The organism is Actinomyces oris (assembly GCF_001929375.1).
GTDB classification, from domain to species: Bacteria; Actinomycetota; Actinomycetes; order Actinomycetales; family Actinomycetaceae; genus Actinomyces; species Actinomyces oris_B.
The window spans coordinates 56,641-76,495 of record NZ_MSGO01000008.1 but is presented as its reverse complement, the minus strand read 5'-3'; the positions used below and the strand labels follow the sequence as shown (position 1 = coordinate 76,495).

18 protein-coding genes are annotated in these 19,855 nt (G+C 69.0%); 5 read left to right on the top strand and 13 right to left on the bottom strand.

The features are described 5' to 3' along the window. Positions 1-3: 3 nt before the first annotated feature. The 13 genes from nuoL to BKH32_RS02355 form a co-directional block, all read right to left on the bottom strand. Positions 4-1,998, bottom strand: coding sequence for an NADH-quinone oxidoreductase subunit L (nuoL, locus tag BKH32_RS02415; protein ID WP_075248458.1), 1,995 nt, complete (start codon positions 1,996-1,998; stop codon positions 4-6). 17 nt (positions 1,999-2,015) lie between these two features. Then, positions 2,016-2,321, bottom strand: coding sequence for an NADH-quinone oxidoreductase subunit NuoK (nuoK, locus tag BKH32_RS02410; protein WP_003787144.1), 306 nt, complete (start codon positions 2,319-2,321; stop codon positions 2,016-2,018). After that, complete coding sequence (locus BKH32_RS02405; protein WP_075248457.1) at positions 2,318-3,313, bottom strand: NADH-quinone oxidoreductase subunit J; 996 nt, start codon at positions 3,311-3,313, stop codon at positions 2,318-2,320. Before BKH32_RS02405 ends, nuoK begins: the two co-directional genes overlap by 4 nt. Then, a complete protein-coding gene (gene nuoI / locus BKH32_RS02400) occupies positions 3,310-4,020 on the bottom strand; it encodes an NADH-quinone oxidoreductase subunit NuoI (protein ID WP_075248456.1) in 711 nt (236 codons plus the stop codon). Before nuoI ends, BKH32_RS02405 begins: the two co-directional genes overlap by 4 nt. Next, complete coding sequence (nuoH, locus tag BKH32_RS02395; protein ID WP_075248455.1) at positions 4,013-5,644, bottom strand: NADH-quinone oxidoreductase subunit NuoH; 1,632 nt, start codon at positions 5,642-5,644, stop codon at positions 4,013-4,015. Before nuoH ends, nuoI begins: the two co-directional genes overlap by 8 nt. After that, on the bottom strand, positions 5,641-8,388 hold the full coding sequence (locus BKH32_RS02390; protein ID WP_075248454.1) for an NADH-quinone oxidoreductase subunit G: 2,748 nt from the start codon (positions 8,386-8,388) through the stop codon (positions 5,641-5,643). Before BKH32_RS02390 ends, nuoH begins: the two co-directional genes overlap by 4 nt. A 3-nt stretch (positions 8,389-8,391) precedes the next feature. Then, positions 8,392-9,723, bottom strand: a complete 1,332-nt coding sequence (gene nuoF, locus BKH32_RS02385; RefSeq protein ID WP_075248453.1) for an NADH-quinone oxidoreductase subunit NuoF — start codon at positions 9,721-9,723, stop codon at positions 8,392-8,394. Continuing rightward, complete coding sequence (nuoE, locus tag BKH32_RS02380) at positions 9,720-10,490, bottom strand: NADH-quinone oxidoreductase subunit NuoE (RefSeq protein ID WP_075248452.1); 771 nt, start codon at positions 10,488-10,490, stop codon at positions 9,720-9,722. The genes nuoF and nuoE overlap by 4 nt, the downstream gene beginning before the upstream one ends. Further along, on the bottom strand, positions 10,490-11,878 hold the full coding sequence (locus BKH32_RS02375; protein ID WP_075248451.1) for an NADH-quinone oxidoreductase subunit D: 1,389 nt from the start codon (positions 11,876-11,878) through the stop codon (positions 10,490-10,492). The genes nuoE and BKH32_RS02375 overlap by 1 nt, the downstream gene beginning before the upstream one ends. After that, complete coding sequence (locus tag BKH32_RS02370; protein WP_075248450.1) at positions 11,878-12,636, bottom strand: NADH-quinone oxidoreductase subunit C; 759 nt, start codon at positions 12,634-12,636, stop codon at positions 11,878-11,880. The genes BKH32_RS02375 and BKH32_RS02370 overlap by 1 nt, the downstream gene beginning before the upstream one ends. Next, positions 12,633-13,247 (bottom strand): NADH-quinone oxidoreductase subunit B, encoded by a 615-nt coding sequence (locus tag BKH32_RS02365; RefSeq protein ID WP_143222673.1) that lies wholly within the window; start codon positions 13,245-13,247, stop codon positions 12,633-12,635. Before BKH32_RS02365 ends, BKH32_RS02370 begins: the two co-directional genes overlap by 4 nt. Before the next feature lie 62 nt (positions 13,248-13,309). Next, on the bottom strand, positions 13,310-13,669 hold the full coding sequence (gene ndhC / locus BKH32_RS02360) for an NADH-quinone oxidoreductase subunit A (protein WP_075248449.1): 360 nt from the start codon (positions 13,667-13,669) through the stop codon (positions 13,310-13,312). Then, positions 13,666-14,967 carry a geranylgeranyl reductase family protein gene (locus BKH32_RS02355; protein WP_075248448.1) on the bottom strand — a complete coding sequence of 434 codons (1,302 nt, stop codon included), beginning with the start codon at positions 14,965-14,967 and terminating at the stop codon, positions 13,666-13,668. Before BKH32_RS02355 ends, ndhC begins: the two co-directional genes overlap by 4 nt. Positions 14,968-15,344: 377 nt before the next feature. Here BKH32_RS02355 and BKH32_RS02350 point away from each other — a divergent pair, with 377 nt between their 5' ends. The 5 genes from BKH32_RS02350 to BKH32_RS13465 all read left to right on the top strand — a co-directional run bounded on the left by BKH32_RS02350 (position 15,345) and on the right by BKH32_RS13465 (position 19,041). After that, the gene (locus BKH32_RS02350; RefSeq protein ID WP_075248447.1) at positions 15,345-16,070 is read left to right on the top strand and encodes a demethylmenaquinone methyltransferase; all 726 of its coding nucleotides are present in this window, start codon (positions 15,345-15,347) and stop codon (positions 16,068-16,070) included. A gap of 48 nt (positions 16,071-16,118) precedes the next feature. After that, positions 16,119-17,480, top strand: a complete 1,362-nt coding sequence (locus BKH32_RS02345) for an isochorismate synthase (protein WP_075248446.1) — start codon at positions 16,119-16,121, stop codon at positions 17,478-17,480. Between the two features lie 277 nt (positions 17,481-17,757). Beyond that, positions 17,758-17,982, top strand: a complete 225-nt coding sequence (locus BKH32_RS14655) for an SAV_915 family protein (RefSeq protein ID WP_343213281.1) — start codon at positions 17,758-17,760, stop codon at positions 17,980-17,982. After that, on the top strand, positions 17,979-18,281 hold the full coding sequence (locus BKH32_RS13470; RefSeq protein ID WP_143222669.1) for a hypothetical protein: 303 nt from the start codon (positions 17,979-17,981) through the stop codon (positions 18,279-18,281). Before BKH32_RS14655 ends, BKH32_RS13470 begins: the two co-directional genes overlap by 4 nt. After that, positions 18,274-19,041, top strand: a complete 768-nt coding sequence (locus tag BKH32_RS13465; protein ID WP_143222667.1) for a hypothetical protein — start codon at positions 18,274-18,276, stop codon at positions 19,039-19,041. The genes BKH32_RS13470 and BKH32_RS13465 overlap by 8 nt, the downstream gene beginning before the upstream one ends. The last annotated feature ends 814 nt before the right edge of the window (positions 19,042-19,855 follow it).

Below are 19,855 nucleotides of genomic sequence, written 5' to 3'. Positions count from 1 at the left end.
CTCTCAGAACCTGGCGGCCAGGACGGCGATGAGTACGAGGACCGTTCCGGCCAGCATGTAGCCGGCGTAGGAGCGCACGTATCCGGACTCGGTGCGGCGGGTCAGGCGCCCCAGGGCGCCGGTGCCCGCGGCGGCACTCTCGATGGCGCCGTCGACGACGTAGCGCTCGACGGCGTCGGTGGCCAGGACCAGTCCCTGGCCGGTGCGCATGGCCAGGGCCTCGTTGATGGCGTCCTGGTACATGTCCTTGCGGGCGGCCTCCACCAGGGGGGTGGCCGGCTGCAGGACGACGGGCACCGGGCGGCGCACGTACATCCACCAGGCCACGACGACCCCGACGACGGCCAGGGCGAGGGTGGCGCCCATGATGACGGTGGCCGGTAGGACCGGCTCGCCGTGCTCGGCGTGACCGGTGACCGGCTCCAGCCAGGTGACGAACATGTCGTTGTAGGTCAGCAGCCCGCCCAGGCCCACGGAGAACACGGATAGGACGATCAGGGGCAGCGTCATGAGCCAGCCGGACTCGTGGGGGTGGACCTCGCCCTCCAGGTCCTCCTTGGTGGTCCAGCGCTGCTTGCCGTGGAAGATCATGAAGAACAGGCGCGACATGTAGAAGGCGGTCAGGCCCGCGCCCAGCAGGGCGATGGTCCCCAGGATCCAGGGCTTGGCGCCCTCGCCGACGAAGGCGGCCTCGATGAGGCGGTCCTTGGACCAGAAGCCGGAGAATGGCGGCACCCCCAGGATGGCGAGCCAGCCGATGCCCATGGTGGCCCAGGTGATCGTCATGGCGCCGCGCAGGCCGCCGAAGCGGCGCATGTTGACCTGGTCGCCCATGGCGTGCATGACCGAGCCGGCCCCCAGGAAGAGCTGGGCCTTGAAGAAGCCGTGGGTGAGCAGGTGGAAGATGGCGAAGGCGTAACCGACCGGGCCCAGGCCCGCGCCCAGCATCATGTAGCCGATCTGGCTCATGGTGGAGGCGGCCAGGACCTTCTTCATGTCGTCCTTGGCGCTTCCGATGACGGCCCCCAGCAGCAGGGTGATGGCGCCGATGACGGCCACGGCCGTCTGGGCGCTGGGGGCGCCCTCGAAGACGGCGGCGGAGCGGACCATGAGGTAGACGCCGGCGGTGACCATGGTGGCGGCGTGGATGAGGGCCGAGACCGGCGTGGGGCCGGCCATGGCGTCGCCCAGCCAGGCCTGGAGGGGGAACTGGGCGGACTTACCGCAGGCCGCCAGAAGCAGGAAGAAGCCGATGGCGGTGAGCCAGCCGGTGGTCACCGAGCCGTCGAGGGCGGCGGCGGAGACGGCGTCGAAGGAGACCGAGCCGACCTGGCCGACGATCGTCATCATGGCCAGCAGGAGGCCGACGTCGCCCACACGGTTCATGACGAAGGCCTTCTTGGCGGCGGCGGCGTTCTCGCGGCTGGTGGCCTGCTCGCCCTGGGGGGCGTCGGCGTCGGCGGTGTTCCAGAAGCCGATGAGCAGGTAGGAGGCCAGGCCCACGCCCTCCCAGCCGACGAAGAGCACGATGTAGGAGTCGCCCAGGACCAGGGTGAGCATCGCGGCGATGAAGAGGTTGAGGTAGGCGAAGAAGCGGCGCCGGTCGCGGTCGTGGGCCATGTAGGCCACCGAGTACAGGTGGATGAGGAAGCCGACGCAGGTGACCAGGGCGACGAAGGTCAGCGACAGCGGGTCCAGGCGCAGACCGACATCGACGCTCAGGTTCCCGGCGGAGAACCAGTGGTAGAGGGGCAGGCCGATGACGCGTTCCTCGGCGGGCAGGCCCAGGACCTGCACGAGGATGCCCACGCCGAGGCAGGCGACGGCGAAGGAGGCGGCCAGGCCCAGCCAGTGGCCCCAGGCGTTCGAGCGGCGACCGGCCAGCAGCAGGAAGGCGGCGGAGACCGCGGGGACGGCGATGAGCAGCCAGGCCCAGGAGGCCAGGCCGGTGGCCTCGGTCAGGGGCGTCACAACGGCGGTGACAGGAGCGGGAAGCATGTCGGTGGTCTCTCCCCTCAGTTCTTGAGCAGGTTCTCGTCGTCGACCGACGTGGACCTGCGGGTGCGGAAGATGGATACGACGATGCTCAGCCCCACCACGACCTCGGCGGCGGCCACCACCATGACGAAGAAGGCGAAGACCTGACCGGTGAGGTTGCCGTGGATCCGGGAGAAGGTCACCAGGACGAGGTTGACGGAGTTGAGCATGAGCTCAACGCCCATGAGCTCGATGATGGCGTTGCGGCGCAGCAGCACCGTGAGCGCCCCCAGGGTGAACAGCACCCCGGCCAGGATGAGGTAGACGGTGATGGGGAGACTCACTTCTCCTCCTTCTGCTCCGGGGCGGCCGAGTCGGCTGCCCCGTCATCGCTGAGGACGGGCTGCTTGACGGCGGGGGCGGCGGCACCGGGCATGGAGGGCATCCCGGAGCGGCGGGGGGCCCGGGGGCCGTCGGCCGCGTCGACCTGGTCGGCACCGGCCAGGCGGGAGACGATCGTGCCCGAGCGCTGGGCCAGGCCCATCTCCGGGGAGACGTCGGACAGCTCCAGGCCCTGACCGCGGGCCCGCAGGACCCGGGGCACGGACTCCTCGACGGCCTCGCCCTGGGCGTCCAGGGCAGGGGCAGCGGCGGAGTTGGTGGAGGCGTAGACGCCGGGCATCGGCTTCTGGCCCGGGTGGGCGCCCTTGGTGGCGTAGTCCTGCATCTTGCTCGCGGCCATCTTGCGCTGGCCGAGTCGGGCCCGGATGCGTTGGCGGTGGGTGAGGGTCAGGGCGCCGACGGCGGCGACGATGAGCAGGATGGCGGTCAGCTCCATGGTGACGACGTGGTCGTGGTAGAGCGTGACGGCCAGCAGATCGGGGGCGGCCTTGGCGCCGTCCTTGAGCCCAACCGGCGTGGGCAGGGCGGAGCGCCACACGACGGCGGTCAGGGCGCCGGCCAGCCCCAGTCCCAGGAGGATGAGGACCGGGCGCCTCATGACGGTGCCGACGGCTCCCACCGGCTCGTCGCCGCCGACGCCCACGAGCATGATGACGAACAGGACGAGGGTCATGACGGCGCCGGTGTAGACCACGACCTGGGTGATGCCCATGAAGGGCGACTCGTTGACGATGTAGAGGACGGCCAGCGAGATCATGATGCCGATCATGTTGATGGCGGCGTTCACGGCGCGCTTGGCGGTCAGGACGCCGATGCCGCAGGCCACGGTGACCAGGGCGACGACGCCGAAGATGATGGCCTCGCCCAGCCCCAGGTGACCGTCCTGAGTCAGGGCGGCCGGGGCGGCGGCTCCGGTCATCAGCAGGGTGCTCATCGCAGGGCTCCCTTCACGGTCTGACGGCTGCCCCGGCCGGAGGCGGTGGGGGCTGCCTTGGCGCGGGCGTCGTCCAGGCTGGGGTCGTCGGGCCGGTGGGTCCGCACCCAGTCGATCTGGGCCTGGGTGGAGCCGACGACCCGCCCGCGGTAGTAGTCGCCGTCCTCGGTGCCCTCGACCATGGGGTGGGGTGCGCCCACGGCGCCCTCGGGCACGGGAGCCAGCAGGTCCTCCTTCTCGTAGATGAGGCCCTCGCGGCCGGGGCCGACGAGCTCATCGAAGTCGGTGGACATGGTCAGGGCCCGGGTGGGGCAGGCCTCGATGCACATGCCGCAGAAGATGCAGCGCAGGTAGTTGATCTGGTAGACGCGCCCGTAGCGCTCGCCGGGCGAGTACTGGGCGCCGGGCTCGTTGGAGGCGGCCTCGACGTAGATCGCGTCGGCGGGGCAGGCCCAGGCGCACAGCTCGCAGCCGATGCACTTCTCCAGGCCGTCGTCGTAGCGGTTGAGGCGGTGGCGCCCGTGGTAGCGGGGCATCGCCTGCGGCGGCTCGAAGGGGTACTGCTCGGTGACCACCGGGCGGAACATCGAGGAGATGGTGACCCCGTAGCCGGCCACGGGCGCGAAGGCCCGGGCCAGGGCGGAGGGAGCGTCGCGCAGCCACTTGTCGTGCTGCGAGCCCCGGGAACGGTGGGGGCGATCAGTCATCTTTTCCCTCCTGGGGTGCCTCAGCGGCCGTGTCTGTGTCCTTGCCGCCGGCCGAGTCGGCCTTGAGGTCAAGGGTGAAGGTGGGCAGGGCGGTGGCTGCGTCCGTGCCGGCCGGGACTGCCGTGCCGGCCGAGTCGGGGGACTCGGCGGAGGCGGCAGAGTCCGCGGAGTCGGCGGAACCGGCCGCGTCGTCGTCCTCGACGTCATCGTCCTCGACGTCGGTGTCCTCCAGGAGGCCGACGGCGGTGACCGCCCCGGTCTCGGAGTCATCGGCCGCGAGGGCGGCGCGGCGGGCGCGCGGTGAGGGCGGCAGGGACGTGCCCGGAGGCGGCGGGACGGGGAAGCCCTCGAGGAAGGCGACGTGGTCGTCCTCGGCGTCCAGGATCTCGACGTCGTCATCGTCGGCGTCCTCGTCGTCGTAGTCCTCGTAGAGCTCCTCCTCTTCCTCCTTGTCGGGGATGAGGAAGAGGACGAACATGATGACGCAGAAGACGACGGCCATCGGCAGCAGCAGTGCCTGCACGGAGGCGCCCGAGAAGGTGCGGAAGGCGCGCACCACCGCCACCAGCACGAACCAGACCAGGGAGATCGGGATGAGGACCTTCCAGCCCAGCTTCATGAAGTGGTCGTAGCGGATGCGCACGAGGGTTCCGCGGGTCCAGATCATGAAGAACATGACGGCCCAGACCTTGGCGATGAACCACAGCATCGGCCACCAGCCGGAGTTGGCGCCCGCCCAGAACAGGCTGAGGATCGCCGAGCGCCAGCCGCCCAGGAACAGGGTGACGCACACGGCCGAGACGTTGAACATGTTGATGTACTCGGCCAGGAAGTACCAGGCGAACTTCATCGAGGAGTACTCGACCATGTGGCCGGCGACGAGCTCGCCCTCGGCCTCGGGCAGGTCGAAGGGGAGGCGGTTGACCTCACCGACCATGGAGATGACGTAGATGATGAAGCTGGGCACCATCGCCACGGCCCACCAGATGCGCTCCTGGGCGGTCACGATCCCGGAGGTGGACATGGTCCCCGAGGCCAGGAAGACCGTGAGGATGGACAGGCTCATGCTCAGCTCGTAGGAGATGACCTGAGCGGCGCTGCGCACGGCGCCGAAGAGCGGGTAGGTGGAGTGCGTGGACCAGCCGCCCAGGATGATCCCGTAGACGCCGAAGGCGGCGATGGCCAGGATGTAGAGGACCGCCACCGGGAAGTCGGTCAGCTGCAGGGGCGTGGAGTGGCCGAAGATGCTCACCTGTGGCCCGAAGGGGATGACCGCGTAGACCATGAAGGCGCTGAAGGCGGCGATGAGCGGCGCCAGGAGGTAGATGGTCTTCTCGGCCCCCTTGAGCCAGAAGTCCTCCTTCATGATGAGCTTGCCTGCGTCGGCGACCGCCTGGAGCAGACCCAGGGGGCCGTTGACGTTGGGGCCCAGGCGGGTCTGCATGCGGGCCAGGCCGCGCCGCTCCACCCACAGCGCCATCATGACGCTGACGATGAGGAAGACGACGATGAAGCCGGCCTTGATGAGGGTCAGCCACCAGGTCTCGGCGGAGAAGTCGGCGGTCACGCCCCCGTTGGGGAGGGCGTCGTCGGCAGCGGCCTGAGCCGCGTGGATCGGGTTCACCTCAGTACCTCCGCTGCATGGGTCACGGTGACCTGGGAGCCGTGCCCGGCGCCCAGGGTCTGGTGGACGGTGGAGCCGGCCGAGCACTCGGGCAGCCACACGGTGCCGTCGCTGACGCCGCCGACGACGGCCGGCAGGGTGATCGATCCGGTGGCGGTCGCCACGGTCACCTCCTGACCGGCTGCCAGCGACAGGCGCTGGGCGAGGTCGGTGCCCACCTTGGCGACGGGGCGCAGGGCGGTGGCGGCCAGGAAGGGCTCACCGTCCTGGAGGCGCCCGGCGTCGAGCATGGGCTTGTGAGTGGCCAGGCGGGCCTCCACGCCGTCGTCGGGGAGGGGGGCGCCGGTGCAGACCGCCGGGGCGGGCCCGAAGGCGACCGACGGGCGCTTCCCGCGCCACAGTCCCAGGTCGGCGAGCTGCTCGTGCAGGACGACCAGGTCGTCGGCCTGGAGGTCGACCCCCATCTCGCCTGCGAGCATGCCCAGGACCTGGCGGTCGGTGCGGGAGCGCGAGACATGGGCCTGGCCGAAGGGCCGCACGCGCCCCTCCCAGTTGACGAAGGTGCCGTTCTTCTCCACGGCCGGGGCCACGGGCAGGACGACGTCGGCGTGCTCGCTGACCTCGCTGCGGCGCACCTCGAGCTGGACGGTGAAGCCGCTGGCGGCCAGGGCCGCGCGGGCCAGGCCCGGGTCGGGGAAGTCGCGCAGGTCGATGCCGCCGACGACGGCGCCGCCCAGGCTCCCCTCCAGGAGGGCCGAGAGGATGGCGGTGGCGTCGCGGCCCGGCGTCGCGGGCAGGAGGTGCTCGGGGCCCAGGTTCCAGGCCCGCTCGACCTGGGCGCGGGCCTCGGGGTCGGCCACGGGGCGCCCGCCGGGCAGGAGGCCGGGCAGCAGGCCCGCCTCGATGCCTCCGCGCTCGCCGCTGCGGCGCGGCACCCAGGCCAGGTGGGCGCCGGTGGCGGTGGCCAGGGCGTCGGCGACGCTCAGCAGGCCGGGGACGCGGGTGGCGCGCTCACCGATGAGGATGGTGGCGCCGTCGACCCGCAGGGCCTCGACGAGGTCGGGGTGGGTCTGGCTGAGGTGGGCGACGACGCGGGCCTCCTCACCGGGCGGGGTGAGGATGGCCTGGGCGGAGAGCTTGCGGCTGCCGGCGCTCAAGCAGGTGGTCACGGTGGCCACCTTGACGCCGCCGGCGCGCACGCCCTTGCGCAGGCGCAGGAACAGGGAACCGCACTCATCCTCGGGCTCCAGGCCCAGGAGCAGGACCTGTCCGGCCCGCTCCAGGTGGCGGTAGGTGACGGCTCCCAGTCCGGTGCCGGCCACGCGGGCGGCCAGGAAGGAGTCCTCCTCCTGGCTGTGGGCGCGCACGCGCTGGTCGATGTCGTTGGTGCCCAGGACGGTGCGGGCGAAGCGGGACCAGGCCCAGGCGTCCTCCAGGGTGAGGCGGCCGCCGGGCAGGAGCCCCACTCCCCCGTCTGAGGCGGCGCGGGCCAGCCCCTGGGCGGCGACGTCCAGGGCGTCGGACCAGGAGGTGGTGACGAGCTCGCCGGTCTCCTCGTCGCGCACGAGCGGCACGGTGAGGCGGTCGGGCTGGGAGGACCAGGTGAAGGCGAAGCGGTCCTTGTCGGTGATCCACTCCTCGTTGACCTCGGGGTCGTTGCCGGCCAGGTGGCGCAGGACGACGCCGCGGCGCATGTCGACGCGGATGGCGGAGCCGGAGGCGTCGTGCTCGGTGACGGAGTCGGTGGAGACCAGGTCCATGGGGCGGGCCCGGAAGCGGTACTTCGCGGAGGTCAGGGCGCCCACGGGGCAGATCTGGATGATGTTGCCCGAGAAGTAGGAGGCGAAGGGGCGCCCGGAGGCGTCCAGGTCCTCGCGGCCGGCGCCCAGGTCGGGGCCGTAGTCGGTGCCGTCGGAGGCGCCGGGCTCGCCGCCGGGGCCGGTCAGGTCGCCCAGGGCGCTCAGGGAGGGCACGCCGCGGATCGTCTGGAGGTCGGCGTCGAGCCCCTCCTGGGTCGCCTCGGTGTGGAAGTCCAGGACGCGGGCGTCGAAGCGCCCGATCTGCTCGGAGTACAGGCCCCCGGTGTGCTCGGGCTCGCCGTCCATGTCGCAGGAGGGGTGCCCGCCGCCGCGGCCCTGGAGGGCGATGAAGGGGTCGCCGGGGATCTGGTCGGCGAAGCGCACGCAGCGCTGGCACAGGATGCAGCGGTCGCGGTCCAGCAGGATGTTGCTGGTCAGGCGCAGTGGTTTGGGGAAGGTGCGCTTGACGTCGGTGAAGCGAGTGGCGGACTGGGCGCCGGAGGCCATGAGCTCCAGGGCCTGGTTCTGCAGGGGGCACTCGCCGCCCTTGTCGCACACCGGGCAGTCCAGCGGGTGGTTGATGAGGAGGAACTCCATGGTGCCGGCCTGGGCCTGGGCGGCGACCTCGCTGGTGGCCTGGGTGGAGATCTCCATGCCCTCCATGGCGGTCATGGCGCAGGAGGGCTGGGGCTTGGGCATGGGTCGCACGACGCCGTCGCGTCCCGGCATGGCCACCTCCACCAGGCACTGGCGGCAGTTGGCCGACGGCGCGAGCAGCGGGTGGTCGCAGAAGCGCGGGATGCGCACGCCGACCTGCTCGGCGGCGCGGATGAGGAGGGTCCCCTTCTCGACCTCGACGGGCAGCCCGTCGATGGTCATGTGGACCATCTCGGGGGCCGGCGGCGCCGCGGGTGCGGAGCTCTTGGTGGTCGTCTCAGCAGTCATGGCTCACCGTGCGCTTTCGAAGACGGAGGAGGCGGCGTAGGGGAAGAGCTCGCCGGCGGCGGCGGTGTAGCCGGCCTCGAACTCCTCACGGAACCGCTTGATGCCGGTCAGGACCGGGGTGGCGGAGGCGTCGCCCAGGGCGCAGAAGGAGCGTCCGGCGATGTTGGAGGCGATGGACTCGAGCTTCTCGACGTCGCCGGGCAGGCCGCGCCCGGCCTCCAGGCGCAGCATGATCTGGCGCATCCAGTAGGTGCCCTCGCGGCAGGGAGTGCACTTGCCGCAGGACTCGTGCTGGTAGAACTCGGTCCAGCGGGTGACCACGCGCACCACGGAGACGGTCTCGTCGAAGACCTGCAGGGCGCGGGTTCCCAGCATGGAGCCGGCCTCGGCCACGGACTCGTAGTCCAGGGGGACGTCGAGCTCGTCGGGGCCGAAGATCGGTGTCGAGGAGCCTCCCGGCACCCAGAACTTCAGCTCGTGGCCGGGGCGGATGCCGCCGGAGAGCTCGATGAGCTCGCGCATGGTGATGCCGAAGGGGGCCTCGTACTGGCCGGGGTGGGCCACGTGGCCGGAGACGGAGAAGATGCCGTGGCCCTTGGACTTCTCGGTGCCCATGGTGGAGTACCACTGGGCGCCGCGGGTCAGGATCGCCGGGACCGAGGCGATGGTCTCGACGTTGTTGACCACCGTGGGCCGGGCGTAGAGGCCGGCGACGGCGGGGAAGGGCGGCTTGAGGCGGGGGTGGCCGCGGCGGCCCTCCAGGGAGTCCAGCAGGGCGGTCTCCTCACCGCAGATGTAGGCGCCGGCCCCGGCGTGGGCGGTGATGCGCAGCCGCTGCTGGCCGTCGAGCCCGAAGCCGGTGTCCAGCAGGCCGGACTCGGTGGCCTCACGCACGGCGCTGAGCAGGCGGCGGTAGACGTGGGGGACCTCGCCGCGCAGGTAGACGAAGGCGTGGTCGCCGCCGATGGCCCGGGAGGTGATGGCGATGCCCTCGATGAGCGCCTGCGGGTTGGACATGATCGTGGGGATGTCCTTGCAGGTGCCCGGCTCGGACTCGTCGGCGTTGACCACGAGGTAGCGCGGGCCGCCGTCGACCGGGGGCAGGAAGGACCACTTCAGGCCGGTGGGGAAGCCTGCGCCGCCGCGTCCACGCAGTCCGGAGTCCTTGATGAGGCCGATGAGGTCCTCGCAGCTGAGGGTCTTGGCCTTCTTGAGGCCCTCGTAGCCGCCGTGGTCGAGGTAGGTCCGCAGGGTCCAGGAGCGCTCCTGGTCCCACAGGTCGCTCAGGACCGGGGTGAGGGTCCCCGGCGCGGTGTAGGTGGCGGTGTCACTCACTTGGTCTCCTCCTTCGGCGCGGTCCAGCCCTGCTCGCGGGCGATGCGCAGGCCGCGCAGGGTCGGCTCGCCGGGGCCGCGCCCCTCGTCGGTGCGGCCGTCCTCGAAGCCGGCCAGCAGGCGCTCGTTCTCACGGAAGGTGGGGACGGTCTCGGGGCCGCGGGTGGGGGCGACGTCCTCGCCGCGCTCGAGGGCCTTGATCATGGCGACGGCGGAGTCGGGGGTCTGGTTGTCGAAGAACTCCCAGTTGACCATGACGACGGGGGCGTAGTCGCAGGCGGCGTTGCACTCGACGCGCTCGAGGCTGATGGTGCCGTCCTCGCTGGTCTCCTCGGCGCCCAGGCCGGTGTGCTCGGTGACCGCCTTCCAGATCTCGTCCCCGCCCATGACGGCGCACAGGGCGTTGGTGCACACGCCCACGTGGTAGGTGCCCACCGGGTGGCGGCGGAACTGGCTGTAGAAGGTGGCCACGGCACTGACCTCGGCGCGCTCCAGGCCGAGCCGGGCGGCGCACAGGGCGATGCCGGCCGGCGAGACGTAGCCGTCCACGGACTGGATGAGGTGGAGCATCGGGATGAGGGCGCTGCGCTCCTTGCCCGCCGGGTAGCGGGCGATGATCCGCTCGATGTCGACCTGGAGGCCCTGGGCGACCTCGGTGCTGTAGCCGGCGGCCACAGCGGCTTGCGCAACGGTGCCCACCGGGCCGACCGCGCTGACGGTGGCGATGGTCTCGACGGCTGGGTTGACTGCGTTCTCGGTGGTGCTCATCAGCGGTCCACGCCTCCCAGGACGGGGTCGATGGAGGCCAGGGTGGGCACGAGGTCGGCGATCATGCCGCCCTCCCCCATCATGGCCAGCGACTGCAGGTTGGAGAAGGAGGGGTCGCGGAAGTGGACCCGGTAGGGGCGGGTGCCGCCGTCGGAGACGGCGTGGATTCCCAGGACCCCCTTGGCGTGCTCGACGGTCTGGTAGACCTGCCCGGCCGGGACCCGGAAGCCCTGGGTCACCAGCTTGAAGTGGTGGATGAGGGACTCCATGGAGCTGCCCATGATCTCGCGCACGTGCTCCAGGGACTGGCCCTGGCCGTCGGTGGCGATCGACATGCGGGCGGGCCAGGCGATGGTCGGGTCGGCCACCATCGCGGTGTTGGAGGGGTCGTCGCCGCGGGCGGCGATCTCGTCGAGGCGGTCCAGGCACTGGGAGACGATCTTGAGGGACTCGTAGCACTCGTCCAGACGGATGCGCAGACGGTTGTAGCAGTCGGAGACCCGGTAGGTGGGGACCCGGAAGTCGTAGGTCTCGTAGCCGCAGTAGGGGTTGGTGCGCCGGATGTCCAGCGGGTAGCCGGCCGCGCGCAGACAGGGCCCGGTCAGGCCCAGGGCGAGCCCACCGGCCAGGCTGATCTCCCCCACGCCGATGAAACGGGACTTGAGGATCGGGTTCTCCAGGAGGAGGAGCTCGAGCTCGTGGATGTCGTGCTTGATGTCGGGCATGACCGAGCGCACGAACTCGGTGAAGCCCTCGGGGAGGTCCTGGGCCAGTCCCCCGGGGCGGATGTAGGCGTGGTTCATGCGCAACCCGGAGACCATCTCGAAGGCCTTGAGGATGTTCTCGCGGCAGCGGAAGGCGATGGTCATGAGCGTGGTGCCGCCCATCTCGTTACCGCCACTGCCCACGGCAACAGCGTGGGAGGCGATGCGGTTGAGCTCCATGAGCAGCACCCGGGTGACGGTGGCCTTCTCGGGGATGTCGTCGGTGATGCCCAGGAGCTTCTCGACGGCGAGCGCGTAGCCGACCTCCTGGAAGAAGGGGGCCACGTAGTCCATGCGGGTCACGAAGGTCTCGCCCTGCACCCAGGTGCGGTACTCCATGTTCTTCTCGATACCGGTGTGCAGGTAGCCGGTTCCGACACGGACCTCGGTGACGACCTCGCCGTCGGCCTCCAGGACCAGGCGCAGCACGCCGTGGGTGGAGGGGTGGACCGGGCCCATGTTGAGGACGATCCGGTCGTTGCGCAGGCGGTCGGCCTCGTCGCGCTCGGCGATCTGGGCGACGACGTCGTCCCAGTCCCCGCCGCTGACGGTGAACTGCTCGGCGCCGGCGGACAGCTCGTCCGTGGCGGGGCCGGAGGCGCGGAAGGTGCGTGCGGTACTCATCAGCGGTAGGACCTCCGGGTGTCGGCGGGCGGGGTCTGGGCGCCCTTGTACTCGACGGGGATGCCGCCCAACGGGTAGTCCTTGCGCTGGGGGTGGCCCACCCAGTCGTCGGGCATGGCGGTGCGGGTCAGGTGGGGGTGTCCGTCGAAGACGATGCCCATGAGGTCCCAGGTCTCGCGCTCGTGCCAGTCGTTGCCGGGGTAGAGCGAGACGAGGGAGGGCACGTGCGGGTCGGTCTCGGGGCAGGCGACCTGCAGGCGCAGCTGACGCCCGCCGTGGGTCAGGCTCATGAACTGGATACAGGCGTGCAGCTCGCGCCCGGTCAGCTCGGGGTAGTGGACGCCGCTGACGCCCAGGCACAGCTCGAAGCGCAGGTCCTGGTCGTCGCGCAGGGGGCGGGCGACGTCGAGCAGGTGCTCGCGGGCGATGAACAGGGTGAGCTCGTCGTGCTCGACGACGACCTTCTCGATGGCGGCGGCCGGGTCGATGCCGGCCTCCTGGAGGTCCTCGATGAGGGCGTCGACGACGTCGTCGAACCAGCCGCCGTAGGGGCGCGCGGCGGCGGGGGCGAGGGTGATGACGCTGCGGTGCTCGCCGTAGCCGGTGGTGTCCCCGGCGTCGGAGGCGCCGAACTGGCCGGTGGGGGCGGCGATGACCTCCAGGCGCAGCTCGGGGCGCACGGGGGTGCCGGCGACCTCGGGGACCTCGGTCAGGGCGTCGGGGCCCGAGTCGTGTCCCGGGGCGTTCTTCTCACTCATGCCAGCAGGCCCTTCATCTCATGGGTGGGGGTGGCCGACAGCGCGGCGGCCTCGACGGCGCGGGCGATCTCCTCGCGGTGCTTGAACAGCGGCTTCTTCTCGATCTGGCGGGTGAGCTCGAGCATGGCGTTGAGGAGCATCTCGGGGCGCGGCGGGCAGCCCGGCAGGTAGATGTCCACCGGGACGACGTGGTCGCAGCCCTGGACGACGGCGTAGTTGTTGAAGATGCCTCCCGACGAGGCGCAGGCCCCCATGGAGATGACCCACTTGGGCTCGGGCATGGAGTCGTAGACGTTGCGCACGATGGGGGCCATCTTGTGGGAGACGCGGCCCGAGACGATCATGACGTCGGCGTGGCGCGGGGAGGCGCGGAAGACCTCCCAGCCGAAGCGCGCCATGTCGAAGCGGGGGGTGCCGGCGGCCATCATCTCGATGGCGCAGCAGGCCAGGCCCATGGTGACGGGCCACATGGAGCGGGCCTGGGCCAGTCCCGCGAGCTTCTCGACGGTGGTCAGCAGGAAGCCCGGGCTGTCGACCTCGGCGGCCGCGGCGGCGTAGGGGTCGTGGCGCTTGGAGGGGATGGACGCCATGTAGGCGTTGTGCTTCTTCATGCTCTTCACTGCTGTGTACTCCTTGGGATCGTCGGGCTGGGTCCTGGCCGGTCAGGGCCGCCTCAGTCCCAGTCCAGTCCGCCGCGACGCCACTCGAGGATGTAGGGCACGGTGATGAGGCCGATGAACAGGACGGCCGCCCCCAGCCCGAAGAAGCCCAGGCGCCCGAAGGCCGTGGCCCAGGGGTAGAGGAAGACCACCTCGACGTCGAAGATGATGAAGGTCATGCCCACCAGGTAGAAGGAGACGGGGAAGCGCCCGTGCTCGGTGTTGGCGGGGGTGGGGTCGATGCCGCACTCGTAGTTGGCGACCTTGACCCGGTTGCGCCGGGCGGGACTGACGATGGCGCTCAGGGCCAGGCCGCCGACGGCCACCAGGAGGGCCAACGCGGCCATGATGAGCAGGGAGGCGTAGGGGTTCATGCTTCCGGCACCATCCTTGTCAGGAGCTGGATGAAGTGGTCGATTCCGTCGCCGCCGCGGCGCTCCCACCCGTCGGACAGGAGCTTGGTGACGAGCTTCATGAGGCGCTTGCGCGGCAGTCCGTAGCGGGTGCACAGGCGCATGACCTCGGGGTGCTCGATGAGGGCGACGAAGACACGGCCGAGCGTGTAGTAGCCGCCCATCTCGGAGCTGAGGGCCTTGGGGTACTGGGCCAGGACCTGCTCGCGACCGGAAGTGGTCGTGCGGGCGGCGGCCTGGGCGGCGGCCTGGGCGGCCAGGCGGCCGGACATGAGGGCCTGGGCGATGCCCTCGCCGTTGAAGGGCGAGACCATGCCGCCGGCGTCGCCCAGCAGCATGAGGCCGTCGGCGTAGTGCGGCTTGCGGTTGAAGGCCATGGGCAGGGCGGCGCTGACCAGACCGCCGACCTGGTTCTCCTTGGTGAAGCCCCAGGAGGCCGGGACGTTGTCCATCCAGCGGTTGAACACGGCGCGGTAGTCGATGGCGGTGGCCTGGGCGCGCGAGGAGACCGAGCCGAGCCCGACGTTGACCAGACCCTCCCCCACGGACCAGATCCACCCGTAGCCGGGCAGGAGGTCGGACTTGCCGGGTGTGCCGTCCCACAGCTCGAGGCGGGACTCCATCCAGGCGTCCTTGGCGCGCGGGGAGCGGAAGTAGGCGCGCACGGCCACGCCCATGGGGCGGCGCTCGTTCTTGGTGCGCCCCACGGCGGTGGCCAGGCGGGCCGAGACCCCTCCGGCGTCGACGACCAGTGGGGCGGTGAAGGTGGTGGGGCCCTCGATGCCGGGGTAGGTGACCCGGTTGGTGGGGCGGGCCTCGACACCGGTGACGCGGCCGGTGGGCGAGGTGACGGGGCCGGTGACGGTGACGCCGGTGAGCAGGCGGGCGCCGGCCGCGGCGGCGTGCTCGGCCAGGTCGCGGTCGAGCAGGGCGCGGGGGCGGGCCATCCCGTAGGAGGGGAAGGAGGCCTGCTCCGGCCAGGGGAAGTGGAGGAGGTGTCCGCCGCCAATGACGCGCAGGCCGCGGTTGCGCTGCCAGCCGGTGGTGTCCATGCCCATGGAGACCAGCTCGCGCACGGCCGAGGGGGTCAGGCCGTCTCCGCAGACCTTGTCCCGGCCGAGCTCCTGCTTCTCCAGGAGGATGACGTCGAGGCCGAGAGTGGCCATGTGGTAGGCCGCCGAGGAGCCGGCCGGGCCGGCCCCGACGACGATGACGTCGGCAGTGGCGGAGGCGCTGGACTGGGCGGCTGCCTGGGTCACTCGGGTTCCCCTCCTCGGCACTTCTGGTACTGCGGGTGTTGTCGTAGGCATCACAGTTGGCACCGTAATGCAGGCCCCGCACTGGGCGGAGCCTGTGCCGACTGTACCCAGGCGGCCGACACCTCCATGACGAGTGCGCCGAGGCAGGAGGCTGGCCGCGGTTTTCGTTGCCGTGACGGCAATCTCCAGGGACGTGCCCGTCTCAACGACAGATGACAGCGTCCCGGAATTACGCTGCAAGTGAGTGACGAATTTCAACACTGTCGGACGGGACCTGCGTCCTAGAGCGGCACCGGGGTGGTCGCAGGCCGGCTGGGAGCGGTCTGCGGCACGCCTCGGCGGCGAGACCGTGGTCGGGATTTGCGATGATGACCCCCATGAGCCAATCCCCTCTTCGAGCCAGCCTTGCCAAGGACCCGCGCGAGGTCGCTGGGATGTTCGACGCCGTCGCGCGCCGCTACGACCTGTCCAATGACGTGATGAGTCTGTTCCAGGTGCACATGTGGCGCCGGGTGACGCGCGCGGCCGTCGCCGCGAGGCCGGGGACGCGCGTCCTGGATCTGGCCGCGGGGACCGGTACCTCCTCGGTGGAGTACGCCGCCGACGGCGCCGAGGTCGTGGCCTGCGACTTCTCCACCGGCATGGTGGCCGAGGGCAAGCGCCGCCACCCCGAGATCGCCTTCGTGGCCGGGGACGCCACGGCACTGCCCTTCGCCGATGAGAGCTTCGACGTCGTCACCATCTCCTACGGGCTGCGCAACGTGCAGGACACGGCGCGGGCACTGTCGGAGATGCGCCGGGTGACGGTTCCGGGCGGGCGGATCGTCATCGCGGAGTTCTCCACCCCGGTCTGGCCGGCCTTCCGACGCCTGTACCGCTTCTACCTGGGCAGCGCCCTGCCGGCCGCCGCCCGCCTGGTCTCCTCGAACACCGAGGCCTACGACTACCTGGGCGAGTCGATCCTGGCCTGGCCGGACCAGCGGGAGCTGGCCGGCCTCATGCAGGAGGCCGGTTGGCGGGGCGTGGGCTACAAGAACCTCTCCGGCGGGATCGTCGCGGTCCACCGGGGCACTCGGCCCGCGCCCGCCCGGGGCGAGCAGTGAGAACCGGCCTGAGCAGCGACCCGGGGCCGACATCGTGAGGGCAGAGTCGTGAGGGCAGAGCACTGCCTGGCCGCGCCACCGCACCTGTCCTTCCACACCCGTGAGCTGCCCGAGGACGCGCTGGAGGGGCTGGCGCTCATCGACCTGCTGGCGGGCCGCGAGGATGTCAGCTCCTGGGTGCACGAGGGGCGCGGGCTCATCGGCCTGGGCCGCGTCCTGGAGATCGAGGCTCACGGGGCGGACCGCATCGAGGCGCTGCGGGCCGCGTGGCGGGCCGTCGTCGGCGCGGCCTGGTGGCGTGATGCGCTGGTCCGCCCCGGGACCGGGCCGGTGGCGCTGGGCGCGATCACCTTCTCCCCCGCCTCCGAGCAGTCCTCGGTCCTGGTTGTTCCCGAGGTCCTCGTCGGGTGCGACGGCTCCGGCGCCTGGCTGACGACCGTGGTGCCCGGTGCTGACGACGGGATGGAGCCGGAGCACCCGGATCCCGAGATGCTCCTGGGGGTGATGGTGGCGCAGGCACGCGCAGCGGTTGACCGGGAGCGAGCCGGCGACGCTGGGGACTCCGGTGGCGCTGCCGCTGTCGAGACCGGGGCGCTCAGCGAGGAGCAGTGGTGCCGGGCGGTCTCCGGCACGCAGGAGCGGATGCGTGCGGGGCGGGCCCGCAAGGTGGTTCTGGCCCGTGACGTGCTGGTTCGCCCGGGCAGGCCGCTGGCCACCGGTACGGTGCTGCGGCGCCTGGCCCGTGGCTACCCCTCCACCTGGGTCTTCGCCGTCGACCAGATGGTGGGGGCCAGCCCTGAGCTGCTGCTGCGTCTGCGGGATCGGCGCCTCATCAGCAGGGTGTTGGCCGGTACGGCACGCCGGCACGCCGGTGAGGACGCTCTGGCGACGGCGCGCCTGGCGTCCTGGTTGGAGGGGTCGGAGAAGAACAACCGGGAGCATGAGCTGGCCCGGGAGTCGGCGATCACGGCGCTGGAGCCGCTGTGCTCGGTGGTGGAGGCCCCGGCCCGCTTCGTCCTGACGCTGCCGAATGTGCTGCACCTGGCCAGTGATGTCACTGGGGTCGTCGCCGGGGACACCGGGGCGCTGGCACTGCTGGACGCGCTGCACCCGACGGCGGCCGTGTGCGGGACGCCGACTCAGGCGGCGGCGCGTCTCATCGAGGAGGCCGAGTCCATGGACCGGGGGCGTTACGCCGGGCCGGTGGGCTGGGTGGACTGGCACGGCGAGGGCGAGTGGTGCATTGCGCTGCGCAGCGCCCAGCTGCCCCCGGAGGGGCCTGGACCACAGTCCCCCGCGAGGGTGTTCGGGGGCGGCGGCATCATGCCGGACTCCGAGCCGGTCGACGAGCTGGCGGAGACGACCGCCAAGATGCGCCCCATGCTGGGGGCGCTGGGCGTACCCGGTTGAGCCCTGCCCGACACGCCGGCGAGCGAACGGATCCTGGAGACCAATATCCAGGACAAAGCCGCACAAGGAGGCTTATTCACAGGGCTAGCCGACGCTGGCATCTGCGCAGGTCACAGCACCTTTGACGGATGCCGTGAATAAGCCTCAAGCTCTGTTACCGTTCCTTTATGAATTCTTCCACTGAACAGTCAGTGCAGGCGAGCCTGAACGGCCCGTTGTTCCACCTGTGGTGTATCTACCGTGCCACACGCCGGGAGAGTGGGGCGCCGAAGTGGAGATGCGCCGCACGAAAGACGGGCGGACCGCTCTGCTGGCATATACCGCTCTGGACCGTCTTGCGGACTGCATGGGACCGCACCAACCGTGGATCCTATGTCATACGGACCGACTCCATGAGCTTGAAGCGGACCATCCATACGATGTCATCTACCTTGACATAGCCATGCCCAAGGAACTATGGCGCGGACCCGACGAAGAAGACGATGGGAGACTCAGCCGATGACCCAGAAACAACTGAAGGTAGACTACGATGCAGCCCAGAAAGTAAAAAACGCTTTCATCGACGCAGAATCCGACTTGACGGCCAACACTGAAAGCATACCCACCTCCGAAAAGTACGGAGAGGGAGAAACCTACATCACTTTCGCTCTAACAAGTTTCGGAGAAGCCTCAGGAACCTTCGGACAGGCGGCCGACTACGGAGCCACCGCAATCCGCGATGGAGTAAGTTCTCTTGGCGATGTCGACGCAGAAACCGCCGCTAACATCCGCAAACTTGCTGAGGAGACACCAAATGGCTGATACTAATACAACCGAAATTGACACACTAATTGACGCCAGTCCTGCAGACATACATGCAGCAGCAGAATGGCTAGGCAAACTCAAGACCGGATTCGAAGAGGCCAGCACTAGCCTCAAAAATACATCACTTGATCGCCTCGACTTAACCGGAGAGTTCGGAGTCGCACTTAACGACTACATCAACGACATCTGCACAGGCTGCGATGACGCCGCCGAAGAACTCACCCCCACTATTGACACCATCGAGTCTTGGCACGATCAAGTGGTTTGGCGAAAGCAAGATATGGCCGGACACCGAGACGACGCCAAAGCGGGAGAGTTAACCGTCCGAGATGATCGCTACATCCAAGCACCCGAATCAGTCTCAGACCCAGGAAACGCCCCGAAGAATGCCACAGCCACACAAAAGAACAGTTGGCAAACCGCTCACGACAATTACGAAAAATACCTGGAGAAGAAAAAGGTCTTCGACAGCCTACAAAATGATGTGAACGCGACTCGCAAACAACTTACCGACTGGGTCGCCCAGCACATGACAATCAGCGAAACTTCCCCTCTGTATGAACTTCAAGTGAAGGCAATGCAAGACGGGTCAATCAAGATAGGTGAACTTGTTATTGAGAACAAGTTCTACGGCACGCCTTTTGACAAACTTGTCAAAAGAGCCACTCCAGCGGCAGCTGCACGCGCAGCAGCCAAATCAGGAAACCCGCAAGTAAGGGCAGGTAAAAAAACCTCCAAATCCAGATTCGGTGGCTAGACGAGCCGAAGCATCAGCCCGAGCTAAAGGCGGCTCACCTACACTTACAGCCAAGGCAAAAAAAACTCGCACAGCGCACAGGTACCACTTTAACCTTGGCGCTTTCCGGATGGAAAATTTATAACGGAAAATCTCCAAGTCAAGTAGGATTAGAGACAGCTGCGGGTTTTGCCGCCGGAGCAGTAGTCACCGCGGCGGCCGCCGCCACACTTCCCGCTTGGGGTACTGCGGCAGTTGTTGTACTGGTCGGCGGAGCGGTCTCTTGGGGCGTAGGAAAAGCGTATGAAAGCTGGGTTCCACTCAGAACCCGAGAACGTATCGACGAGGGAATCAAGGACGCTTGGAATGCCACTGTAGGATCAGCTTGGAAAGCCGTGTTCGGGTGAGACCTTCGGCAATTCAGTTATAGTTTCGCATCTCGACCATATGTAGATGAAGATTGATAGTTGGGTCCCGATACCAACTTTATCCATATCACCACCCAAGGACAGCTCATTCATTAATCTCCACAGCTAGTTTGCAAACCACGATTCGCAAGGGACGGCTACAACAGCAACGTGTTTACGTACATTTTACGAGCAACAACCCCATAGTCACTGGCACTAAGGATACTCACCGTTATTTCTCCGAACACATCCTCATTAGTCACAGCAAACACTCTTCATACACAAAATACTCGAGGCTTATGGCAGTTCCAACTAGATTGGAAACAATGAAGGTTATTCAGGGGGTGGTGGTGTAGGTGTAGAGCATGAGGGTGGCTGTGATGGTTTGTGGGAATGTGTTCAGGGGGCGTCGGTAGTCCTCCTTGAGG